General features: G+C 37.4%; 15 protein-coding genes and 1 tRNA gene. 14 read left to right on the top strand and 2 right to left on the bottom strand.

Annotation, left to right across the window (positions count from 1 at the left end; all coding sequences use genetic code 11):
• Nucleotides 1-4: 4 nt before the first annotated feature.
• The 7 genes from AO58_RS0101655 (at nt 5) to AO58_RS0101620 (ending at nt 12,862) form a co-directional block, all read left to right on the top strand.
• Nucleotides 5-1,648 (top strand): family 16 glycosylhydrolase, encoded by a 1,644-nt coding sequence (locus AO58_RS0101655; RefSeq protein WP_024980041.1) that lies wholly within the window; start codon nt 5-7, stop codon nt 1,646-1,648.
• A 233-nt stretch (nt 1,649-1,881) separates the two neighbouring features.
• Complete coding sequence (locus AO58_RS0101645) at nt 1,882-3,141, top strand: glycoside hydrolase 5 family protein (RefSeq protein ID WP_024980039.1); 1,260 nt, start codon at nt 1,882-1,884, stop codon at nt 3,139-3,141.
• 81 nt (nt 3,142-3,222) lie between these two features.
• Nucleotides 3,223-6,624: a 1,3-beta-D-glucan phosphorylase, GH149 family gene (locus AO58_RS0101640; protein WP_024980038.1), complete on the top strand. Its 3,402-nt coding sequence runs from the start codon at nt 3,223-3,225 to the stop codon at nt 6,622-6,624.
• Nucleotide 6,625: 1 nt separating this feature from the next.
• Nucleotides 6,626-7,879 carry a glycoside hydrolase family 17 protein gene (locus AO58_RS0101635; protein WP_244530687.1) on the top strand — a complete coding sequence of 418 codons (1,254 nt, stop codon included), beginning with the start codon at nt 6,626-6,628 and terminating at the stop codon, nt 7,877-7,879.
• Between the two features lie 84 nt (nt 7,880-7,963).
• Nucleotides 7,964-9,394: an MFS transporter gene (locus tag AO58_RS16820; RefSeq protein ID WP_035717229.1), complete on the top strand. Its 1,431-nt coding sequence runs from the start codon at nt 7,964-7,966 to the stop codon at nt 9,392-9,394.
• 248 nt (nt 9,395-9,642) lie between these two features.
• Nucleotides 9,643-11,928, top strand: a complete 2,286-nt coding sequence (gene bglX / locus AO58_RS0101625) for a beta-glucosidase BglX (protein ID WP_024980036.1) — start codon at nt 9,643-9,645, stop codon at nt 11,926-11,928.
• 349 nt (nt 11,929-12,277) lie between these two features.
• Complete coding sequence (locus AO58_RS0101620) at nt 12,278-12,862, top strand: sigma-70 family RNA polymerase sigma factor (RefSeq protein WP_024980035.1); 585 nt, start codon at nt 12,278-12,280, stop codon at nt 12,860-12,862.
• Nucleotides 12,863-13,146: 284 nt separating this feature from the next.
• On the opposite strand, the gene AO58_RS0101610 is transcribed toward AO58_RS0101620, so the two are convergent.
• Nucleotides 13,147-13,800, bottom strand: a complete 654-nt coding sequence (locus AO58_RS0101610; protein WP_024980034.1) for an endonuclease III domain-containing protein — start codon at nt 13,798-13,800, stop codon at nt 13,147-13,149.
• A gap of 425 nt (nt 13,801-14,225) precedes the next feature.
• On the opposite strand from AO58_RS0101610, the gene bshB1 reads away from it, so the two are divergent.
• The 7 genes from bshB1 to AO58_RS0101565 all read left to right on the top strand — a co-directional run bounded on the left by bshB1 (nt 14,226) and on the right by AO58_RS0101565 (nt 23,144).
• Nucleotides 14,226-14,942, top strand: a complete 717-nt coding sequence (gene bshB1 / locus AO58_RS0101600; RefSeq protein WP_024980033.1) for a bacillithiol biosynthesis deacetylase BshB1 — start codon at nt 14,226-14,228, stop codon at nt 14,940-14,942.
• A 77-nt stretch (nt 14,943-15,019) separates the two neighbouring features.
• A tRNA-His gene (locus tag AO58_RS0101595) sits at nt 15,020-15,093 on the top strand.
• A gap of 243 nt (nt 15,094-15,336) precedes the next feature.
• The gene (locus AO58_RS0101585; protein ID WP_024980032.1) at nt 15,337-17,199 is read left to right on the top strand and encodes a DNA topoisomerase IV subunit B; all 1,863 of its coding nucleotides are present in this window, start codon (nt 15,337-15,339) and stop codon (nt 17,197-17,199) included.
• Between the two features lie 10 nt (nt 17,200-17,209).
• Nucleotides 17,210-17,392, top strand: coding sequence for a hypothetical protein (locus AO58_RS0101580; RefSeq protein WP_024980031.1), 183 nt, complete (start codon nt 17,210-17,212; stop codon nt 17,390-17,392).
• 82 nt (nt 17,393-17,474) lie between these two features.
• The gene (locus tag AO58_RS0101575; protein ID WP_024980030.1) at nt 17,475-18,641 is read left to right on the top strand and encodes a PDDEXK nuclease domain-containing protein; all 1,167 of its coding nucleotides are present in this window, start codon (nt 17,475-17,477) and stop codon (nt 18,639-18,641) included.
• Nucleotides 18,642-18,652: 11 nt separating this feature from the next.
• Nucleotides 18,653-21,358, top strand: a complete 2,706-nt coding sequence (locus AO58_RS0101570) for a DNA gyrase/topoisomerase IV subunit A (RefSeq protein WP_024980029.1) — start codon at nt 18,653-18,655, stop codon at nt 21,356-21,358.
• Between the two features lie 112 nt (nt 21,359-21,470).
• A complete protein-coding gene (locus tag AO58_RS0101565) occupies nt 21,471-23,144 on the top strand; it encodes a formate--tetrahydrofolate ligase (RefSeq protein ID WP_024980028.1) in 1,674 nt (557 codons plus the stop codon).
• A gap of 55 nt (nt 23,145-23,199) precedes the next feature.
• Here the strand turns inward: AO58_RS0101565 and AO58_RS0101560 are convergent, their stop codons facing one another.
• Nucleotides 23,200-23,967: a TerC family protein gene (locus AO58_RS0101560; protein WP_024980027.1), complete on the bottom strand. Its 768-nt coding sequence runs from the start codon at nt 23,965-23,967 to the stop codon at nt 23,200-23,202.
• Nucleotides 23,968-23,983 lie beyond the last annotated feature (16 nt).

The raw sequence follows: 23,983 nt of genomic DNA, 5'->3' as shown, positions 1-23,983 counted from the left end.
GAACATGAAAAAAATATTTTTAAATATAATAGCGTTCTTCAGCTTACTAGCTTTAGTAAATTGTCAAGACGATAACGTAGAGTTTGGCGCTTTGGGCGCACCTACTAACTTGGCTGTAACCTTTGATATAGTTGGTAAAACGGCACAAACTCCAGATGGAGATGGCTCAGGAAAAGTGAAATTTACAGCCAAAGCTGATAATGCAATTTCTTATAAATACGTTTATGGAGACGGCGTTTCAGAAATTGCTCCTTCAGGAACGGCAGAACATGGTTTTACCACGGTAGGAATCAATACCTATACCGTTACTGTAATTGCCAACGGTAAAGGCGGTGTAACTTCTTCTGTCACTGTAGATGTAAAAGTATTCAGTAATTTTAGTGATGAAAAATCTACTACTTTACTTACTGGCGGAACGGCTGCTGGTAAAAAATGGTACATTGCTGCTAACGAAGCAGGGCATTTTGGAGTAGGCCCCAATAGTACAGATGAAAAACAAAATTATTTCCCGCTTTGGTATAGTGCTGGTCCTTTTGAAAAAGGAGCTACTTGCTTTTATGATGGAGATTTTACTTTTGCTCTGGTAAATGGCAAAATTCAATACACTCAAGACAACAAAGGCAATACGTTTTTCAATAAATTATATAAGAGTGTTGGCGGTGGTACTAATGGTGGTGATGATCAATGTCTACCTTTCAATTCAGCAGGGACTAAAGTTGTTGCTTTAGCACCATCTACTTCTTTTGTTACTAAAAACAAAGAAGCAGCGACACAAACTACAGGAACAGTGATGAACATTTCTGACGGAGGTTTTATCGGTTATTATGCTGGTGCCACACAATTCGAAATCCTTTCTATCACAGAGAATAGAATGGTTGTTCGTTTTGTGCATGGAAGTGTACCTGCAGAAGCATGGTATTTAATTTTGACCACTACAAAACCTACACAAGCCCCCGTGGATAATTTCAACAAATTAATCTGGGAAGATAATTTTGATACTGCTGGTGCACCTAACACGGCTAACTGGTCGTATGAATTAGGTGCTGGAGGTTGGGGCAATAGTGAATTGCAAACCTATACCAATAAAGCTGAAAATGTAAAAGTTGAAGGCGGAATGCTTAAAATTACAGCAATAAAAGACGGTTCTAATTACACCTCTGCTAGAATTAAATCCGAAGATAAAGTTAAGTTCAAATACGGTAAAGTTGAATTTAGAGCCAAAATGCCAGCAGGTGTAGGTACTTGGGGAGCAGTTTGGTCGTTAGGACAAGATCATAAAACAGTAGGCTGGCCTAATAGTGGCGAAATTGATTTCTTAGAATATGTTGGAAAAAATCCAAATGAAGTAATCGGTGCGTTCCATTTTCCTGGCAATTCAGGAGGCAATGCTATTGTAGGTAAAACGACTATTTCTAATGCAGCTACTGAGTTTCATGTGTACAAAGCTATTTGGACTGAGACTTCTATCAAATTGTATGTAGATGATAAATTGTATAGCTCATTAGACAACAATGCTGCTACTGTTTACAACAAAGATTTCTTCTTAATCTTGAATGTGGCTATGGGTGGAACTCTTGGAGGACCTGTTGAATCCTCATTCACTCAGTCTACCATGGAAGTAGATTATATTAGAGTATATGGTAAATAATAGTTTTTAAGTAATCAATAACGAGTAAGTTGTACAAGCAGCTTACTCGTTTATTGATACTATAATCAAAAGCAGTTTTGTGTTTAGTTTTGACACCTGTTTTTGAAGCTTTTTTTATAATGTAGTACGATACAATACTGCTTAAATCATATTTTCCAACCATTTTTTTTAATGCTTTTTTCAATTTCTAAGGATGTTGAGAAAAACATTGCAATAAAATATCAAAAAATTACATGAACAAAATTATTGTAGTAGTTGTTTTTTTAATCGGCTCATTATCTTTTTATGCTCAAAATAACAAGGTAGTTGTACATCAAGACAAGACAGGTTTAGCACTTCAAGTAGATGGAAAAAAATTCATGGTCAATGGCATGAATTGGGATTACTTTCCAATAGATAAAAATTATTCCTACATCTTGTGGGAACAACCCGAAGCTTTTATTGTTAAGGCTTTGGATCATGAAATGGGGCTGTTAAAAAACATGGGTGTAAACACCATTAGAGTGTACACTGGAATCCCCAAAAAATGGATAGAATACATTTATTCAAAGTTTGGAATTTATACCATGCTCAATCATTCTTTTGGTCGTTACGGCGTGGCTGTGGATGGAAATTGGATGCCAAATACCGAGTATGCCGATACTAAAGTTCGGGAATCACTCCTGAAAGAAGTCCAACAGTTAGCCCTAGAATATAAAGACACCAAAGGATTGTTATTGTATTTATTGGGGAATGAAAATAATTATGGTCTTTTTTGGGAAGGTGCCGAAACCGAGAATATTCCCGTTGAAGACAAAAAATCAACCAAACGCGCTAGAGCCATGTATCAGCTTTTTAATGAAGCGGCAGTTGCTATGAAAGCGGCAGACGTAGCGCATCCAGTTGCTATTTGTAATGGTGATGTGTTGTTCCTTAATATGATTAAGGAAGAGTGTACAGCCGTTGATATATTAGGCATCAATGTCTATCGCGGCATTTCTTTTGGTGATTTGTTTGAAACAGTCAAATCATTCGGAAAACCGGTAGTATTTACCGAATTCGGATCGGATGCTTTTAATGCCATCACCCAAAAAGAAGACCAAAAAGCTCAAGCCGAAATTCTAAAAGGCAATTGGAAAGAAATTTATGAAAATGCCGCTGGAATGGGAAAAAGTCAAAATTGTATTGGCGGTTTCACTTTCCAATTTAGTGATGGTTGGTGGAAAATGGGACAAACCACTAATTTGAATGTGCATGATACCCACGCATCATGGGCCAACGGAGGATATGTTTTTGACTTCGAAAAAGGAAAAAACAACATGAACGAGGAATGGTTTGGGATTTGTGCCAAACAAAAAGCTGCTGACAATGATGTCTATGGACTACAACCGAGATTGGCCTATTATCTTTTGAAAGAAATACACCAAATTAATCCGTATGCCAAAAACTTCTCGAGGGCAAAACTTCAAAAGAAGATGAAAGCCATTGAAGTCAATAAAATAAAAATAAAATAATTGGAATAATACCAGAAGTAATTTGTTTCTGATATCCAAAACAATTGAACTAAATAGATAATAAATTAAAAATAATATCTCATGACTCTAGTAGAATTAGAAGGAGAAAAATATTATAAAATAGAAAATAGCGACGAGTTAAGACCGTTTTTTATGAGCATCGTTAGCGATTCCGATCACTGGATGTTTATTTCCAGCAACGGTGGTCTAACCGCAGGTAGAAAAAACGCCCAATTTGCTTTGTTCCCTTATTATACCGATGATAAAATTACCGAATTAGTAGATACTACCGGAAGTAAAACGATTGTTCAAATGCATTTGGACGGACAAACGCAACTTTGGGAACCTTTCAGCGATCGTTTCAACGAAAAGTACACTTTGACCAAAAATTTGTACAAAAGTTTCTATGGCAATAGCATCATTTTTGAAGAAATCAATACCGATTTGAAATTGACCTTCCGTTACCAATGGAGTTCTAGCGATCGTTTTGGATTTGTAAAAAAATCATCTGTTATCAATAGCTCGGATAAAGAGTATCAAATTACCGTGTTAGACGGTCTTCAAAATGTCATGCCATATGGGGTGCATAGCGATTTACAAAACAGCACGAGCAACTTGGTAGATGCCTACAAACGTTCCGAATTGCACGCAGAAAGCGGTTTAGGTATTTTTGCCTTAAGTGCCATCATTGTGGACAGGGCCGAACCTAGCGAGGCGCTGAAAGCCAATGTAGTATGGTCATTAGGTACTGAAAACCCAACGTACTTAGTGTCTTCAAAACAATTGCCTGCTTTTAGAAAAGGGCAAAAAGTAACTCAAGAAACCGATAATAAAGGTGAAAAAGGCGCTTATTTTGTAGTAAGTGAACTTTCAATAGCCGCGAATGCTACCAAATCTTGGAAGTTCGTGACCAATGTGAATCAAAATCAAGCACAAGTAGTGGCCCTTTGCGAAGCGATTACTACCGATGCTTCGCTAGAAAATCAGTTGGACCAAGATGTCGTGTTGGGTACCCAAAATTTAATGGCGCTCAATGCCGCCTCTGATGGCTTACAATATACCGCTGACAAACGTTCCGATGCGCGTCATTTCTCTAATGTACTGTTCAACTGTATGCGTGGCGGAATTTTTGACGAAAATTATCTGATCGGAAAAGACGATTTTGTGTCTTATTTTGAAAAAGCCAATGCCGAAGTTTTTGCCAAAAACCAAGCTTTCTTTGATAATTTAGGACAAGAATTCAATTATACCGACTTATTGCAAAGCCTAGAAAATCAAGAAGATCAGGATCTAGTGCGATTGTGTACCGAATATTTACCGTTAAAATTCAGTCGTCGTCATGGCGATCCAAGTCGTCCGTGGAATAAATTTTCCATTAACACCCGCAACGAGTCAGACGGTTCCAAAGTACTAGATTATGAAGGCAATTGGAGAGATATTTTCCAAAACTGGGAAGCCTTAGCCTATGCCTATCCTAATTTCATCGAAGGTATGATTCATAAATTCTTGAATGCTTCTACTTTTGATGGCTACAATCCGTACCGTGTGACCAAAAGTGGTTTCGATTGGGAAGCCATAGAACCCGATAATCCTTGGTCCTACATCGGCTACTGGGGCGATCATCAAGTGATTTACTTGCAGAAATTTTTAGAATTTGCCGAAAAATACTACCCTGGAAAACTACAAGAGTATTTTGATAAAAATTGCTTCGTATATGCTGCCGTGCCGTATACCATCAAACCTTACCAAGACATTTTAAAGAATTCAAAAGAGACCATCGATTACAGTCACAGTTGGGAAAAAGTAATTCTCGAGCGTAAAGCCCAATTAGGAGCTGATGGCGCTTTGTTGGTGACGGCTAAAAATGAAATTCATCATGTTAATTTCATCGAAAAGATGTTGGCGATGATCTTAGCCAAATTATCCAACTTTATACCCGAAGGTGGAATTTGGATGAACACACAACGTCCAGAATGGAATGATGCCAATAATGCTTTAGTGGGGAATGGCGTGTCTATGGTGACCCTGTATTATTTACGTCGTTTCATGACTTCATTCGGTACGATGTTGGCTGCTTATCCAAAGGAAAGTGTAGCAATTTCTAATGAATTGTTGCAGTTTTTTGCTGGTATTTCAGAATGTTTCATCGAAAATGAAAAGGGGCTGGCAGGAAAAATTGACAATGTACAACGCAAAGCCATCTTGGATGAGTTGGGTGAAGCCGCTTCAAAATACCGTTTGCACATTTATAGTTTTGGTTTCTCTGGGCAAAAACACGCCTTGCAAGTGTCGGAATTAGTAGATTTCACGGCTTTAACGTTACGCTTTTTAGATCATACTATCAAAGCCAATGAACGTACAGACGACTTGTACCACGCCTACAATTTGATGTCTATCGAAAATGAAGGCGTAACGATTTCTTACTTAAGCGAAATGCTAGAAGGGCAAGTGGCGGTTTTAAGTTCGGGCTATTTGAGTTCAGAAGCGGCGCTAAAAACGATTGATGCAATGCGAAACAGTGCTTTGTATCGCGCAGATCAAAACACCTACATGTTGTATCCGAACAAAGACTTACCTAAGTTTTTAGAAAAAAACTGTATTCCAGCACAAAGCGTTCAAAAATCAAAATTGCTTTCCCAATTATTAGCCGATGGAAATGGGGCTATTGTGAATCAAGATAGGAAAGGGGTGTATCATTTTAACGGTAATTTCCATAATGCCGATGATGTGAAAAAATCCTTAGCACAACTTCAGAAAAAGGAGCAATACAGCGCTTTAGTGGCACAAGAATCGGCACTGATCTTTCAAATTTTTGAAGAGGTATTCAATCATAAAGCTTTTACAGGACGCTCCGGGACATTCTTTGGTTATGAAGGTTTAGGTTCTACATTCTGGCACATGATTTCGAAACTGCACGTAGCGGTTCAAGAAGTGCTGCAAAAAGCCACCGAAGAACAAAAAGAACCAACGCTAGTTGGGGCTTTACGCGAGCATTATTATGGAGTGAAAGCCGGAATTGGCGTACATAAAACCACGAAATTGTATGGTGCGTTTACCACCGATCCGTATTCGCATACACCATCACACCGTGGCGCACAACAACCGGGTATGACGGGACAAGTAAAAGAGGATATTTTGACCCGAAAAGGCGAATTAGGATTGCAAGTCAAAGCTGGTGTTTTGTCATTTGCTCCTACCTTTTTAGATAAAAATCAGTTCTTGACGCAAACGGAAGAAGTAACGTTTTATGATCTTCATAATGAGAAATACACCCTGACGTTACACCCTGAAAGTTTGGCTTTTACGGTGTGTCAGGTGCCTGTAGTGTACCAATTGGCGGAGCAAGAGGCAATCGAAGTACATTTTAAATCAGGAGCCAAAGAAAAGTGGGACGGTACTACCTTGACCCACGAGTTAAGCCAAAAAATTGCCAACAGAACTGGTGAAATTAGGCTGCTTACGGTTTCTTTAAAGTCCATTTAAAATGAAAAAAAACAGCCCAATTATTGTAGTCCTACTGCTAACGATGGCTTTTTTGAGTTGTAAATCCACCCAAACTTCCTTACCCAAAGAAGTTTCGGCGGCAACGCTCTTGGGCAATCCCAACTACCAAGCCATGTGTTATGGTGGGTACCGAACCAATTCCAGAGAAGTGGTGCCTACGTTGGCGCAAATTGCAGACGATTTGAGGATACTTTCGGCTATGAATGTTAAAGTCTTGCGCACCTATAATGTGCATTATGCGGAAACGGCCCGTCTGTTAGAAGCCATTCGATTGCTCCGAAAGGAAAACCCAGCTTTTGAAATGTACGTGATGCTAGGCGCTTGGATTGATTGCAAGAATTCATGGACCGATCAGCCTTTGATTCGTAATCAAGACAGCGAACGTAATCCTATCGAAATTGCCGAAGCCGTTCGCTTGACAAAATTGTATCCCGACATCATCAAAATAATTGCCGTGGGCAATGAAGCCATGGTCAAATGGGCCTACGCCTATTATGTAGAACCCAATATTATTTTGAAATGGGTGAATCATTTGCAAGCCTTAAAGCAAAAAGGCGACCTACCCAAAGACCTTTGGATTACCAGCTCCGACAATTTTGCCTCTTGGGGCGGGGGCGACAAAGAATATCATGTGGAAGACTTGACCCAATTGATGAAAGCGATAGATTATATTTCAGTGCACACCTATCCGATGCATGATACGCATTACAACCCACAATTTTGGGGAGTGCTGCCAGAGGAAGCGAATCTTTCTGAAAAAGAAAAAATTAACAAGGCGATGGAACGCGCTCGAGACTATGCCATTTCGCAATTTTCGAACGTAAAAAAATACATGACCTCCTTAGGCATCAACAAACCAATGCATATTGGCGAAACAGGTTGGGCCAGTGTGTCGAACGAGTTTTATGGTACCGAGGGCTCCAAAGCTACCGACGAATACAAAGCCGCAGTCTATTTCCAACTTATGAGAGACTGGAGTACAACCACAGGCGTGTCACTTTTTTACTTTGAAGGGTTTGACGAACAATGGAAAGATAGCAAAAATTCTTTGGGGTCTGAAAATCACTTTGGATTGATCAATTTACAAGGCCAAGCCAAATATGCACTATGGAATTTAGTAGATCAAGGCGTTTTTAAAAACCTTACCCGTGATGGAAAGTCCATTACAAAAACTTACGATGGAAACGAAGCAGCGTTGTGGAAAGAAGTTAAAACTCCCGCAATGAAGCATTAATTAAAGTAACGAAAAGTAATGGAATGTTGATGAGGTAAAACTGCTTCGATATGATAGCTCATTACTTTTTTAAATAAAAAAAATATGAATAATACTAGTAAAAGCTTGGTCAATAAAGTACCGATGGGACAAAAAATAGCTTTTGGATTGGGGATGTTAGCCAACCAAATGTTTCCTGCGGCACTGGGTATATTTATGGTGGTTTTGGTAGAGAATTTAGGCATGCCCTCTTGGATGTGGGGAGTATTGTTTTTTGTACCACGAATTGTCGATGCGTTTTTCGACCCTATCATGGGATTTATTTCAGATAATACCAAATCAGTTTGGGGCAGAAGAAGACAGTATGTTTTTTTGGGTTCCATAATTATGGGGATTTCATTTATAATTATGTGGCAGTTATATCGAGAAGATAGTGTGTTGTATAATTTTACTTTTTTCCTGATTTGGTCGCTTATTTTTCACATCGGACTATCTATTTTTAGTGTTCCTTATGTAGCCATGGGGTATGAGATGAGCGATGATTTTCATGAGCGTACATCCATCATGGCTGTTTCACAATGGATTGGTCAATGGGCATGGGTAATTGCGCCTTGGTTTTGGGTAATTATGTACGACCCTTCATGGTTTCCTAATGCCGATACTGCGACTAGAACTTTAGCAGTTTGGGTGGGTATTGTGTTCATGATTTTGGCTATGGTACCAGCTATTTTTATCAAAAGTAAATCCACACAATTTGATGATAAATTAGAGCCATTAACCTTCAAAACCATTGGAGGAAGTATGAAAGAAATCTTGTTGAATTTTAAAGAAGCCTTTCGTAATAAACCGTTTAGAAAGTTGTGTATTGCTACCTTCTTTATCTTTAATGCCTTTAATACAGTAGCAGGATTTACTTTTTTTATTGTGGTCTATTATTTGTTTAATGGAGATACCGCGGCTTCGGGTATTTGGCCTACACTTTTTGGTTGTATTGGGGCATTGTCGACCACTTTTATCGTCATTCCGATTGTAGCCTGGATGTCTAAGAAAATCGAAAAAAAGAAAACCTTTTTAATTTGTCAAGGTATTTCCATTTTTGGCTATATTTTGCTTTGGTTTCTCTTTATTCCAGGTAAACCTTATATGTTTTTGTTTGCCTTGCCTTTCTTCTCCTTTGGTATCGGAAGTTTATTTACCATGATGATGTCTATGACAGCCGATGTGTGTGATATGGATGAATTAGCTTCAGGAAAAAGAAGGGAAGGAGTGTTTGGAGCTATTTACTGGTGGATGGTAAAGTTTGGTTTTGCTATTGCAGGGCTTTTAACAGGAGTAATTATGTCGGCTGTGGCCTTTGAAGCAGGTGCTGCTACTCAATCAGAAGGCGCTGTTACTGGTTTACGACTTTTCTTTTCAGGAATTCCTATATGTGGGACCTTGATCGCCATGTGGATCATGAAAGACTATGATTTGAGCGAAGAAAAAGCCAAAGAAATTAAACAAGCATTGGATCAAAGGAAAGCCTTAACAAAGTAGGAAAACATACTTCATTTAGTCAAAAAAATGATAAAGTTATAGTGCTGCTTCCTTTATTTGTAAATTATTCGTTTTTTTGTTCAAGGAGCAAAGAAAAAAAACAATACTATGCAAGTAGTATTGTTTTTTGCATTTAAATAAATAAAAGTTTGTTGTAAGATGTGACTTCGGATGTATTCTACATGATTTACAATATTTGGAACACTAATAAACTTGGAAAGAAATTGAATCTAATTAAATATAAACAAATGAGAAAAAAACAAATACTATTGATACTTATGAGTTTGATACTGCAAATTAGTAGTGTTTTGGCTCAAAATAAATCCAAATACACTGCGGTTAGTTTAGACAAAAAGGTGTCAGGGTTATTAAAAAAAATGACACTCGAAGAAAAAGTGGGACAATTGAACCAATACAATGGTTTTTGGGATGTTACAGGACCCAAACCACAAGAGGGTAAAGCGGCCAAGAAATATGACGATTTAAGAAAAGGCTATGTTGGCTCGATGCTTAATGTTAGAGGGGTAAAAGACGTGCGTGCCTTGCAAAAAATTGCGGTAGAAGAAACCCGTTTAGGTATTCCTTTATTATTTGGTTTTGACGTGATTCATGGTTACAAAACCATAAGCCCTATTCCATTAGCGGAAAGTGCGAGTTGGGATTTAGAAGCCATTAAAGCCTCGGCGGCCATGGCTGCGGAAGAGGCTGGAGCCGTTGGTATCAACTGGACCTTTGCGCCCATGGTGGATGTTGGTAGAGACGCGCGTTGGGGACGCGTAATGGAGGGAGCAGGAGAAGATCCTTATTTAGGTAGTTTAATTGCCAAAGCTAGAGTCGAAGGTTTTCAAGGCGATTTCAGTTCGAATAAAAACATTTTGGCCTGTGCCAAACATTTTGCTGGCTACGCTTTTGCCGAGTCTGGTAGAGATTATAATACGGTAGACATTGGCGAATCAACGCTTCACAATATAGTGATGCCTCCTTTTAAAGCAGCGGTAGATGCAGGAGTGTTGTCGTTTATGAATTCATTCAATGAACTCAACGGAATTCCTGCAACGGGTAATGCATATTTACAACGTAAAATTTTAAAAGGCGATTGGGGATTTCAAGGATTTGTCGTTTCTGATTGGGGATCTATTCTAGAAATGCAATTGCACGGTTATGCCAAGGATTTAAAACAATCAGCCGAATTTGCTCTAAATGCTGGATCGGATATGGACATGGAATCCTATGCCTATGTTGATCATTTGGCACAATTGGTTCGCGAAGGAAAAGTAAAAGAAAGCTTGGTAGACGATGCGGTGAAACGTATTTTAAGAACCAAATTTTTATTAGGCCTGTTTGATGATCCGTACAAATATTGTGATGAAGCGCATGAAGCCGCCACGGTAGGGAAACCCGAATTTCAACAAACCGTTTTGGATATGGCCAAAAAATCTATTGTTCTATTAAAAAACAATAATGAGTTGTTGCCTTTGAAAAAATCAGGTCAAAAAATTGCTTTAATTGGCGCTTTGGCTTCGGATAAAACCAGTCCGCTGGGCAACTGGCGCTTAGCTGCTGACGAAAATTCAGCTGTATCGGTTTTAGAAGGAATGCAAGCCTATACCGAAAATGAATTGATTTTTGCCAAAGGAGCTGAGGTAGTGACCGAAGAACCTAAATTTGTTTTTGAAGCCAAACTTAATACCACTGACAAAAGTGGTTTTCCAGAAGCCATTGCGGCTGCCCAAAAAGCTGATGTAGTGGTGATGGTTTTGGGCGAACACGGACTACAATCAGGTGAGGCGAGAAGCAGAGCCGATATTACCTTACCAGGTGTGCAACAAGAATTATTAGAAGCGATTTATGCAGTCAACAAAAATGTTGTTTTAGTATTACAAAACGGACGTCCTTTGGCTATTCCTTGGGCAGATGAAAACATTCCAGCCATTGTTGAAGCTTGGCAATTAGGAGCTCAAAGTGGGAATGCCATTGCACAAGTGCTATACGGTGATTACAATCCGAGTGGAAAATTACCCATGACCTTTCCACGTAGCGTAGGCCAAGTCCCAATTTATTACAATCACAAAAACACAGGACGTCCTTATGCATTAGATCCTGGTACCGTTTTTTGGTCGCATTTTATTGACGAAAAAAACACGCCTTTGTACCCTTTTGGCTATGGTTTAAGTTATGCTAAGTTTGATTATGCGGATTTGAAATTATCTGCTCCTACTTTAAAATCAAATGGAACAATTGAAGTGTCTGTTGTGGTAACCAATTCAGGAAAAGTAGCAGGAAAAGAAGTGGTACAATTGTATATTCATGACTTATTTGCCAGCGTAACGCGTCCAGTACTGGAACTAAAAGGTTTTGAAAGGATTGAATTACAACCTAACGAATCCAAAAAGGTAACCTTTACCATTGACGAAAAAATGTTAGAATTTTATTCTGCCAATAATAAATGGGAAGCTGAAAAAGGGGAATTTAAAGTGTTTGTAGGAGGCAACTCGGCTCAAACGTTACAAGCTGATTTTCAATTAATCAACTAGTATTTAAATAGGGGCATTCAATAAAACCGTCTTAAGGAAATCTCAGGATCAAAGGTTGATCGCGATATTTTCTTAAGACGGTTTTATATTTTTATTATTTCCTATTAGGCTTTTGTTGCAATGGGAATAATTATATAAATAGGAGAATTCATAAACTACTTTTTTGATGGCAGTACTTGTATTGTTTCAAAGAATTGCTTTTTATTAAAAAAGTTAAAAAAAACAGTTTGTTTTTGGGAAAAATAGTTAAATTTGACACAATTAACCAACCAAAATTTTGTAGAGCCTATAGCATAAAATTACTTTTTTAGAAAATTCCCCAAATTTAATTCAACTAAAAAGTATAGTTATGGCAACTAAAAACTTCACAGACGCATATTTAGTGCAAGCTTATGTTTCAGGCAATGAAGCAGCATTAGAATTGTTAATTAAACGCCATGAATCAAAAATATTTGGATTCATCTATTCCAAAATTCCCGACAGAGACTTGGCCAATGATATCTTTCAAGATACCTTCATGAAGGTAATTCGAACCTTAAAAACAACCACATACAACGAAGAAGGGAAGTTTCTGCCTTGGGTGATGCGTATTGCCCATAACTTGATTATAGATCATTTTAGGAGAAATAAAAAAATGCCATTATTTCGTGAAACAGAGGATTTTTCAATCTTTTCCATCATGTCAGATGATAGCTTGACAATCGAAAATCAATGGATAACTAATCAAGTAGAAAGAGATTTGAGACGTATTATTGAAGAACTTCCAGCAGATCAAAAAGAAGTCGTGATGATGCGCATGTATCAAGACATGAGTTTCAAAGAAATATCAGAATCTACAGGAGTTAGCATCAACACAGCACTAGGAAGAATGCGCTATGCCTTGCTTAATTTGAGAAAAGTGATAGACAAACATCAAATTATTTTAACGAATTAATACTAAAAGCTAATTATTGTCGTTATTTTAGAGTTATTTAATTTTTTAACTCATAATTATTGCAATATATGGCAAAACTTTACTCTAAAAAAAAGGCAGTTATCCAAGAAATGAAACCGAAGGCAACCGTAGTTTCTTTTCTTTTAGATTACTCCAAAGCCCTTAGCGTTGTAAAAACCGCTACAAAAAGCTATCAAATTCTAAAGAATTAAAATCCTTATTCCAGAGAGGTGGTCTATAAACAGACGACCTCTTTTTTGTTTTATCAACGAATATTCAGATCATTATTTTCCTTTATAATAATCTTCAAGAACGGATTTGCGCCCAATCGTTTTTGTGATAATGTCTTTTTCCATGTCCCATCCTCTTGCGGGCGAATATTGCCGACCGTACCAAATAATTTGTAAATGCAAATCATTCCATCGCTGTTTTGGAAACAAGCGTTTGGCATCTTTCTCCGTTTGCACTACATTTTTTCCGTTGGTCAAATTCCATCGGTACATCAAACGATGAATGTGCGTATCTACGGGAAAAGCCGGTACACCAAAAGCCTGAGACATCACCACACTGGCCGTTTTATGTCCCACAGCAGGCAATTCCTCCAGCAGTTCAAAACTCTCAGGGACTTGCCCATTGTGTTTTTCGATCAAAATCTCCGATAATCCGTAAATACCTTTTGATTTCATGGGCGACAAGCCACAGGGGCGAATAATTTCTTTAATTTCCTCCACCGAAAGTTTTACCATATCATACGGATTATCGGCTTTAGCAAACAAAAGGGGCGTAATTTGGTTCACTCTCACATCCGTACATTGTGCCGAAAGTAGTACAGCAATCAATAATGTATACGGATCTTTATGATCTAATGGAATGGGAATTGTAGGGTATAAATCTTGTAAAGTTTCAATTACAAAGTCAACTTTCTCCTGTTTGGTCATAGTACTATTTTATAAAAAATAAGGTTTTATCCTTAATTGTGTGGTTTTTAAAAAGTAATAACTTAATTTTCTTAGTGGTAGAAAAAAAAATCACTTCTATTTCCTGCCCACTTAATTCGGAGTAAAAACCAAAAGTAAAAATAGTCTATTTTTTATAATGTGCCTAATCCAGCTATCCGTTACAAGTCCTCCCTCCAAACTGTCTTTTTCTAAGGCCCAAAAGGAGCTTCCGTTGGTCGCTCTTTTGAGCCAAGAAAAAAGGCAGTTTGGAGGTCCGGGCTTTCCACTACTATCTGGGGCATAATAGAAGAACGAGAAGCAAAGTGGATAGAAGAACGATCTTTAGGGGACGCATTTGACGAATCAATCCTCCTAGAGCAAAAGTACTTTTTTAGTATATTTACCAATAAATATTTTAAACAATCATGAAGTTAGACATACTAGCCTTTGGCGCACACCCCGATGATGTGGAATTGGGCTGCGCGGGAACCATTTTAAAAGAAATAGCTTTAGGAAAAAAAGTAGGTATTGTAGATCTTACCCGTGGCGAATTAGGCACGCGAGGATCAGCTGAAATTCGCGATCAAGAAGCCACTGCAGCCGCCAAAATATTGGGTGTTTCCGTACGAGAAAATTTAAGTTTTAGAGATGGATTCTTCATAAATGATGAAGCCCACCAACTCGAAGTCATAAAAATGATCCGAAAATACCAACCCGAAATCGTACTTTGTAATGCCGTAGACGACCGTCATATCGATCATGCCAAAGGGAGTCAGCTGGTTTCAGACGCATGCTTTCTGTCGGGTTTGGTGCGTATCGAAACTACTCTTGATGGGCAATTGCAAAAAGCTTGGCGCCCTAAAGTGGTTTACCATTACATCCAGTGGAAAAATATCGTGCCAGATTTTGTAGTAGATGTTTCAGGTTTTGAAACGGAAAAAACTGCCGCTATTTTGGCTTATCGTTCTCAATTTTACGATCCAAATTCTAAGGAACCGGAGTCACCCATATCAAGTAAAAACTTTTTAGAAAGCCTAAATTATCGCTCCCGCGATTTAGGTCGCTTAACAGGCGTAGAACATGCTGAAGGTTTTACAGTCGAAAGGTATTTGGCAGTCAATAGTTTAAGTGATTTGAAGTAATTTTATTGTATTTTTTTTCAAAAAACCTTTGCAGAAGCAAACAATTGTTCTATATTTGCAACCGCTAAGCAAAAATGGTGGTTGTAGCTCAGCTGGTTAGAGTAGCGGTTTGTGGTGCCGCGGGTCGCCGGTTCGAACCCGGTCAGCCACCCAGAATAAAAGCCTTGAAGAAATTCAAGGCTTTTTTTGTGTCTTTATTTTTTTACTTCTTTTTGTAGGGTTTCAAATAATAGGGGATCATTCGGATTAAGACATAATTCTCAAAAAAAATCACGGGTATTTATTCAAAAATCTTGTAAACTCTTTGTAATGTTGGGTTTCTAAAAATAGCAAATGATCGCCTTTCATTTTTTGGTTATATGTGCTATATTGCATGAAAATCCAAAATTGGTTTATGGTTGAGCAAAATACTTATAACGAAGACAATATACGTTCACTCGATTGGAAAGAACACATCCGAATGCGTCCTGGAATGTATATCGGGAAGCTGGGAGACGGTTCGTCGCCGGATGACGGTATTTATATCTTATTAAAAGAAGTTTTAGACAACTGTATTGATGAGTTCGTAATGGGCGCTGGGAAATCTATCGAAGTGACCATTAAAGACAAAACGGTTGCGGTTCGCGATTATGGCCGAGGTATTCCTTTAGGAAAAGTAATCGACGTGGTTTCTAAAATGAATACTGGTGGAAAATATGACTCTCTGGCCTTCAAAAAATCGGTAGGATTGAATGGAGTAGGAACCAAGGCGGTGAATGCTTTGTCCAATTATTTTAGAGTTGAATCGGTTCGTGATGAGAAGCAAAAAGCGGCTGAGTTTTCAGCAGGGAATTTGGTTTTAGAAGAAGATATTATCGAAACCACCAAACGTAAAGGAACCAAAGTTACTTTTATCCCCGATGAAGCCATTTTTAAAAACTATAAATTCAGAAATGAATATATAGTCAAAATGCTAAAAAATTATTGTTACCTAAATACTGGGCTAACAATCATCTATAACGGTGAAAAATATTTTTCTGAAAATGGATTAAAAGATTTATTAGATGAAAATATTGCCGAGGAAGATATGGTGTACCCTATTATCCATCTCAAAGGGGATGATATTGAGGTAGCCATGACCCACAGTAAATCGCAATACAGCGAGGAATACCATTCTTTTGTAAACGGTCAAAATACGACGCAAGGTGGAACGCATCTTGTAGCTTTTAGAGAAGCCGTAGTCAAAACCATACGTGAATTTTACAATAAAGCCTTCGACCCTTCGGATATTCGTAAATCCATTGTGAGTGCGGTTAGTATCAAGGTGATGGAACCTGTTTTTGAATCCCAAACCAAAACGAAATTAGGTTCTACAGATATGGGTTCTGAGCCAGGAATGGCATCGGTTAGAACGTTTGTGAATGACTTTGTGAAAAATAAATTAGACAATTTTTTACACAAAAATCCAGAAACAGCCGATTTGTTGCTTCGAAAAATTCTACAAGCCGAGCGCGAGCGTAAAGAATTATCAGGGATTCGAAAATTAGCGAAAGACCGAGCTAAAAAAGCCAGTTTGCACAATAAGAAGTTGAGAGACTGTCGTGTGCATTTACCAGATATCAAAAATCCAAGATATTTAGAAAGTACGTTGTTTATCACCGAGGGAGATTCGGCTTCGGGGTCGATTACCAAATCGCGTGATGTGAATACACAAGCGGTTTTTAGTTTGCGTGGTAAACCTTTGAATTCTTACGGAATGAGTAAGAAGATTGTGTATGAAAATGAAGAATTCAATTTGTTGCAAGCGGCTTTGAATATCGAAGAAGATATGGGTGACTTGCGTTACAACAATATTGTAATTGCAACCGATGCTGATGTCGATGGAATGCACATTCGCTTGTTGTTGATTACCTTTTTCTTGCAATTTTTCCCTGAATTAATCAAAGAAGGGCATTTGTATATTTTGCAAACGCCACTTTTTAGAGTTCGAAATAAAAAAGAAACCATTTACTGCTACTCTGATGAAGAGCGCAGGGATGCCATTGAAAAATTAAAACCCAAACCAGAAATTACGCGATTTAAAGGACTAGGGGAAATTTCGCCAGATGAGTTCAAAAATTTCATTGGAGAAACCATCCGATTAGATCCTATTATGATGGATAAAAATACCTCAATTGAGCAATTATTGTCTTTTTATATGGGTAAAAATACACCAGATCGACAAGATTTTATCATCAAAAACTTGAAGGTAGATTTGGATGTGATTGAGAAAGAGTAATATTTTAGAAATGAACAAGAAAACAGTAGTACTCATTATATTAGCTTTTGCCCTAGGTTTTGGTGGGACATTTTTTATTATCAGAAGCAATGATCATAAAGAATGTGGAATAGTTACCAAAAAAGTGAAAGACAAAAACGGAAATTTGGTGACCACAGAAGAACATATTTGCAAAGAAAAGTATTCTTTTTAGTGAACTTCAATTTAATTTTTTTAGTTGTGACAAATGACTCCAACTAGATAAAGTTCCAATAATAAAATTTTGTTTCTGTTTAATGGAAGACATTGAAAATATATCAATTCAAATAGAGAATATTCATTCTTATTTCAGCGATTACGCAAATCGTCAGGTCAATTATGCGTATACATTGCGTAATTGGTTGATTGGTATGTATTTGTTTCAAATTGAACAAAAGGGAAAAGAAAGGGCTGAATATGGTGAAAAAATATATAAGAATTTAGCAAAAAAATTAAAAGAGAAAAACATAAAGGGTATGTCCTTTATGATGTTGCATAGTTTTAAAAACTTCTTTTTGACCTATCCCTCAATTATTCAATTAGTCACTGAGCAGTTTCAAAGTTTTGAAAATGAAAAGCTTGTAATTATCCAATCAATGATTGGAGAATTCAATTTAGAAAAAAAAGCCATTCGACATTCAGTAATTGAACAAACTAGAAGTAAAGAAGAGGTAAAATCTATTGCAGTCGAAAATCCGGGTCTATTCATTAGTAAAATAAGTTTTACACATATATTAGAGTTTATTAAAATAGAAAATGCTTTACAAAGAAGTTTTTATGAAATTCAGACTGTAAAAAACAATTGGACGGTTAGACAACTTCAACGAGAAGTAAATTCACTGCTCTACGAGCGAATTGGATTGAGTACCAATAAAGAATTACTTTTAAATAAACTTAAAAATGATCATTTTAGTACTTTTTCTGACATAGTAAAAAATCCTTATATTTTAGAATTCTTGAATATTCCTGAGATATCCTCTTATTCAGAAAATGATTTAGAACAAAGTATTATCAATCATTTACAACAATTTCTGATAGAATTGGGACGCGGATTTTGTTTTGAAGCGAGGCAAAAAAGAATTTCATTCAATAACAAGCATTACAGGATAGATTTGGTTTTCTATCATCGAATACTAAAATGCCATATATTAATTGATTTGAAAATCGGAGAGTTTGACCATTCAGATGCTGGACAAATGAATCTTTATTTGAATTATTTCAAAGAAAATGAAAGGACAGAAAACGATAATCCTCCTATAGGTATTATTTTATGCAGTCAAAGAGATGCTGCTTTGGTACATTATGCTACGGGTGGATTATCACAAGAAGTTTTTGTAAGCAAATATAAATTACAACTTCCAACAGAGGATGAACTTAAAGAATTAATTAAGAGCGATGTGGAATCTTTTCAAAATAGCGATTAAATATACCATAAATGAAAGACGAAGAAGAAGATAACATCCTTTCCAACGAAGACGAAAACAACGACGCCAGTTTTGATGCTAATGATCAAGAGGGTTTTGATGACATTTCGACTTCAAGTGGGATGCACCATTTTTACGAAAATAATGCAGACGAGCACGATACCATTACCAAAGTTACAGGAATGTACAAAGATTGGTTTTTGGATTATGCTTCGTATGTAATCTTAGAACGTGCCGTACCCGCTATCGAAGACGGATTCAAGCCGGTACAACGCCGTATTATGCATTCGTTAAAAGAATTAGACGACGGTCGTTATAACAAAGTAGCGAATGTGGTGGGACACACTATGCAATACCATCCTCACGGGGATCAGAGTATTGCTGATGCAATGGTGCAAATTGGTCAAAAAGATTTATTGATTGACTGCCAAGGAAACTGGGGGAATATTTTAACGGGAGATGGAGCAGCTGCTTCTCGTTATATCGAGGCGCGTTTGTCCAAATTTGCCTTAGAGGTATTGTATTCGCCTAAAATTACGGATTGGGGCGTATCCTATGACGGTCGTCGTGCAGAACCGAACAATCTTCCAGTGAAGTTTCCGTTGCTTTTGGCACAAGGAGCTGAGGGAATTGCGGTGGGACTTTCTACTAAGGTTTTGCCTCATAACTTCAATGAATTAATCGATGCTTCCATAAAAATTCTGAAAGGAAAGCCATTTACTTTGTATCCAGATTTTATGACACAAGGTATCGCTGATGTGTCCAATTATAATGACGGAATGCGTGGTGGACGCGTAAGGGTACGAGCCAAAATAGCGCAGTTGGATAAAAATACCTTGGTGATTACACAAATTCCGTTTTCGACCAATACATCTAGTTTGATTGATAGTATTTTGAAAGCCAATGAAAAAGGGAAAATCAAAATCAAGAAAATCGAAGACAATACTGCTGCCGAGGTTGAGATTTTAATCCATCTTTTCCCAGGTGTTTCTCCAGATAAAACCATCGATGCCTTGTTCGCTTTTACCGCTTGCGAAACGTCTGTGGCGCCATTAGGTTGTGTGATTGAAGACAACAAACCGCTTTTTATCGGGGTTTCGGATATGTTGAAAATTTCGACAGACCGCACGGTAGATTTATTGCGTCAAGAACTCGAAATCCAATTAGAGGAATTAAAAAACAAATGGCATTTCTCTACTTTGGAGAAAATTTTCATTCGTGAAGAAATGTACATTGACTTCAAATTGTACTCAGATAGAGAATCGCTGTACAAATATATGTATGATCGTTTTGAGCCTTTCAAAGCGTCCTTTGTGAGAGAAATTAACGATGATGATTTGCAAAAACTAACGCAAATCCCAATGATTCGTATCACACGTTTTGACTCAGATAAAGCCGATGATTTCATTGCGAAATTGGAGGACGAAATGAAGGAAGTACAACATCATTTGGATCACATCATCGATTTTGCGATAGCTTATTTTGCCAAGCTTAAAGAAAAATACGGTAAAGGAAGAGAACGCCAAACCGAACTCCGCATTTTTGATGACATCGAAGCGACCAAAGTGGTTTTGCGTAATACCAAATTATACGTCAATCGCGAAGAAGGATTTGTGGGTACTAGCCTTAAGAAAGATGAATATGTAGTAGATTGCTCTGATATCGATGATGTAATTGTTTTTCTACGTAATGGAACGATGATGATTACCAAAGTCGATGCTAAGACATTTGTTGGTAAAGACATTATTCACGTTGCTATTTTTGACAAAGGCGATAAACGCACGATTTACAATTTGATTTATCGTGATGGTAAATCTGGACCTTCTTATATTAAACGATTCAATGTTTCTGGGGTAACTAGAGATAAGGCCTACGATTTAACCAATGGAGCTACAGGTTCGCAAATTCTTTATTTTTCATGCAATCCAAATGGTGAAGCTGAGGTTATTAATATTATTCTGCGTCAAGTAGGAAGTATTAAAAAACTGAAATTTGATATTGATTTTGCCAAATTAGCGATAAAGGGACGCGCCTCAAAAGGAAATTTGGTCAGCAAATATCCCATCAAAAAAATTGAATTAAAAGAGAAAGGGATTTCTACTTTATTACCTAGAAAAGTTTGGTTTGACGATACCGTTCAGCGCTTAAATGTCGATGGAAGAGGCGAGTTGTTGGGCGAATTTAGACCAAGCGACAAGATTTTGATTATTTCTCAAGCGGGAAAACTCAAAGTCATCATTCCTGAACTCTCTACTCATTTTGATGAAGATATGATTGTGTTGGAAAAATGGAATCCCCAAAAACCAATTTCTGCTCTTTATTTTGATGGCGAAAAAGAGCGCTACTTTTTAAAACGTTTCTTGGTGGAGGTAGAAAATAAAGAAGAATCGTTTATTACGGATCACCCCAATTCAAAATTAGAAATTGTTGCCACCGATTATCGTCCGGTAGTAGAGTTGATTTTTGCTAAGGTAAAAGGTGTTCAAAAGGAAAGACAAGAAATCGACGTTGAAAGTTTTATTGCTGTTAAAGGCTTTAAGGCCCTAGGGAATCAAGTGACCTCCGACAAATTGAAACAGGTTAATTTGTTAACCCCTTTACCTTATGAAGAACCAGAAGAAGAACAGCCCGAGCAGACGAAATTAGATAGTGATCCAGTAGATGATGGAGCGATACAATTAGAAGACGATGGGCAAGTGACCTTATCTTTAGAGTAAATAAAAAGCCGTTTCTTATTGAAACGGTTTTTTTTAAACCTGATTTTTATCGTGTTTTATGTTTTGAATTTGGTTTATTTTTGCAGAATAAACAAAAACTAATTCAATTAGTATGAAATTATTTCCTTCAGATATAGAAATTGCTCAAAAAAGCAAGATTTCTTTAATAAAAGACATTGCGCAAAAACTACAAATAAACGAAGACGATTTGGAGTTGTACGGTAAATACAAAGCCAAATTACCATTACACTTGCAAAAAGAGCAACCTAAAGGAAAATTAATTTTAGTTTCGGCTATGTCGCCAACTAAATATGGTGAAGGCAAAACCACCATGACAGTGGGATTAACAGATGGGTTAAGTAGCCTTGGCAAAAAAGCAATCGCAGTTTTACGTGAACCTTCTTTGGGACCTGTTTTTGGTTTAAAGGGAGGAGCTGCTGGAGGAGGTTATGCTCAAGTTTTGCCTATGGAAGATATTAATCTTCATTTTACTGGTGACTTTTCAGCCATTGAAAAGGCCAATAATTTGCTTTCTGCCATCATTGATAATCATTTACATAATCCATCACCGGAATTAGATTTAGATCCTAAATCTATTGTTTGGAAACGTGTTATGGATATGAATGATCGTGTGTTGCGACAAATCATAGTTGGTGTTGGTGCCAAAGGAAATGGCGTGATGCGTGAGGAAAATTTCAATATTACTCCTGCCTCTGAAATTATGGCTATTTTATGTTTGTCCAAAGATATAGCTGACCTCAAAAAACGTTTAGGGAATATTTATGTGGGAAAAACGGTAGAAGGTACTCCTGTTTTTGCCAGTGATTTGAAAGTGGTAGGGGCAATGGCTGCTTTGTTGAAAGATGCTATTAAACCTAATTTGGTGCAAACTATCGAAGGAAATCCAGCCATCATCCACGGAGGACCTTTTGCGAGTATTGCACAAGGAACCAATTCGGTGATTGCTACCAAAATGGGATTATCTTTGGGGGAATATGTGGTTACCGAGGCAGGTTTTGGAGCCGATTTAGGTGCTGAAAAATTTTTTCATATCAAATGTGAACAATCTGGGTTGCGACCGGATGCAGTGGTTTTGGTAGCTACCTTAAAAGCCATAAAGCATCACGCAGGTTTGACAGCAGAAGAATGTAAAGCACCCAATGTTGAGGCCATAAAAAAAGGCTTTTGTAATTTAGAAAGACATATTGATAATATTCAAAAGTTTGGCATACAACCTGTGGTTTGTATCAATGCTTTTCCTACTGATACACAAGAAGAATACGAAGTGTTAATGGCATTATGTGCTAAAAAAGGAGTTAAGGCAGCTGTGAGTACTGCTTTTACAGATGGAGGCAAAGGTGCAGCTGCATTGGCTGAAACTGTATTGGCTGAAATAGATGGCAATTCGGCAAATTATAAAGCTTTATATCAAGTATCTGATGCTATTGAATCCAAAATTGAAACGATTGCAACTGAGATCTATGGTGCTGCTGAGGTAGATTATTCGACAAAAGCCAAAAAACAATTGCAGACAATTAAAGAATTAGGTTTTGGTCATTTTTCAATTTGTATGGTCAAAACGCCCGCTAGTTTTTCTGATGATGAAAAAATGATAGGAAGCCCCACGGGTTTTACAGTAACCGTGCGGGAATTTGAATTTGCCAGTGGTGCTGGTTTTGTAATTCCATTGCTAGGCGATGTAATGCGCATGCCAGGCTTACCAAAATTGCCCAACGCTACCCGAATTGATATTGATGATGCCGGAGTGATTTCTGGCTTGTCATAAATTTTATAGAACTAAAAAAGAGAGGCTGTATTTTGTCATACAGCCTCTCTTTTTATTATTTCTTTTTGGTTTTCATATTCAATATTTCGACGAATAGAGAAAATGAAATAGCAAAGTACAAATAGCCTTTAGGTACTGGCGTCACGTGACTTCCGAAGATTAAGGCATTGGATAAATGAGCACTTTCTGTCAATAGCATAAAGCCAATCAAAATCAAAAAGGATAATCCCAAGATTTGAATAGAGGGATGTTTGTTTACAAAATTACCTACCGGAACAGCAAATTGCATCATGATGAAAACCGAAACAATTACAGCTGTTATCATAATGTAAATTGCACCAGGAACGCCATTGGTCATCCCAACTGCGGTAAGAATACTGTCGAAAGAAAAAACCAAATCAATCATAATAATTTGTAGAATGACACTTTGGAAAGATTTGGTAGCTGCTTTGCCGAGTTCTTGTTCTTCATGTCCTCTTTCATCTACTTTTTCACGGATTTCGTTGGTGCTTTTATAAATTAAGAATAGGCCTCCTAATAATAATATGATACTTTGTCCAGTAATTCCTGCTTGAAACCATCCCCAATCGATAGTGAGCCAAGGCTTTTTCATCTGAATCAACAAATTGATTCCAAACAACAAAGCGATTCGCATAAACATGGCCAAAAACATTCCAATTTTGGTGGCTTTTTTGCGTTTTTCTGGGGCCAATTTGCTGGTCGCAATCGAAATAAAGATAATGTTATCTATACCTAAAACAATTTCTAGAAATGTTAGGGTCAATAAGGCAATCCAGGCATCAGGATTTAGAAATACTTCCATGTTGGTTAAAATTTAG

The sequence above is a fragment of the Flavobacterium succinicans LMG 10402 genome (assembly GCF_000611675.1).
In the GTDB taxonomy this organism is placed as follows: Bacteria; Bacteroidota; Bacteroidia; order Flavobacteriales; family Flavobacteriaceae; genus Flavobacterium; species Flavobacterium succinicans.
This window is presented reverse-complemented; position numbering and strand designations above follow the sequence as displayed.

Coding starts and splice junctions, on each gene's coding strand:
- AO58_RS0101655 (WP_024980041.1), top strand. CDS start 5: ATGAAAAAAATATTTTTAAATATAATAGCGTTCTTCAGCTTACTAGCT.
- AO58_RS0101645 (WP_024980039.1), top strand. CDS start 1,882: ATGAACAAAATTATTGTAGTAGTTGTTTTTTTAATCGGCTCATTATCT.
- AO58_RS0101640 (WP_024980038.1), top strand. CDS start 3,223: ATGACTCTAGTAGAATTAGAAGGAGAAAAATATTATAAAATAGAAAAT.
- AO58_RS0101635 (WP_244530687.1), top strand. CDS start 6,626: ATGAAAAAAAACAGCCCAATTATTGTAGTCCTACTGCTAACGATGGCT.
- AO58_RS16820 (WP_035717229.1), top strand. CDS start 7,964: ATGAATAATACTAGTAAAAGCTTGGTCAATAAAGTACCGATGGGACAA.
- bglX (WP_024980036.1), top strand. CDS start 9,643: ATGAGAAAAAAACAAATACTATTGATACTTATGAGTTTGATACTGCAA.
- AO58_RS0101620 (WP_024980035.1), top strand. CDS start 12,278: ATGGCAACTAAAAACTTCACAGACGCATATTTAGTGCAAGCTTATGTT.
- AO58_RS0101610 (WP_024980034.1), bottom strand. CDS start 13,800: ATGACCAAACAGGAGAAAGTTGACTTTGTAATTGAAACTTTACAAGAT.
- bshB1 (WP_024980033.1), top strand. CDS start 14,226: ATGAAGTTAGACATACTAGCCTTTGGCGCACACCCCGATGATGTGGAA.
- AO58_RS0101585 (WP_024980032.1), top strand. CDS start 15,337: ATGGTTGAGCAAAATACTTATAACGAAGACAATATACGTTCACTCGAT.
- AO58_RS0101580 (WP_024980031.1), top strand. CDS start 17,210: ATGAACAAGAAAACAGTAGTACTCATTATATTAGCTTTTGCCCTAGGT.
- AO58_RS0101575 (WP_024980030.1), top strand. CDS start 17,475: ATGGAAGACATTGAAAATATATCAATTCAAATAGAGAATATTCATTCT.
- AO58_RS0101570 (WP_024980029.1), top strand. CDS start 18,653: ATGAAAGACGAAGAAGAAGATAACATCCTTTCCAACGAAGACGAAAAC.
- AO58_RS0101565 (WP_024980028.1), top strand. CDS start 21,471: ATGAAATTATTTCCTTCAGATATAGAAATTGCTCAAAAAAGCAAGATT.
- AO58_RS0101560 (WP_024980027.1), bottom strand. CDS start 23,967: ATGGAAGTATTTCTAAATCCTGATGCCTGGATTGCCTTATTGACCCTA.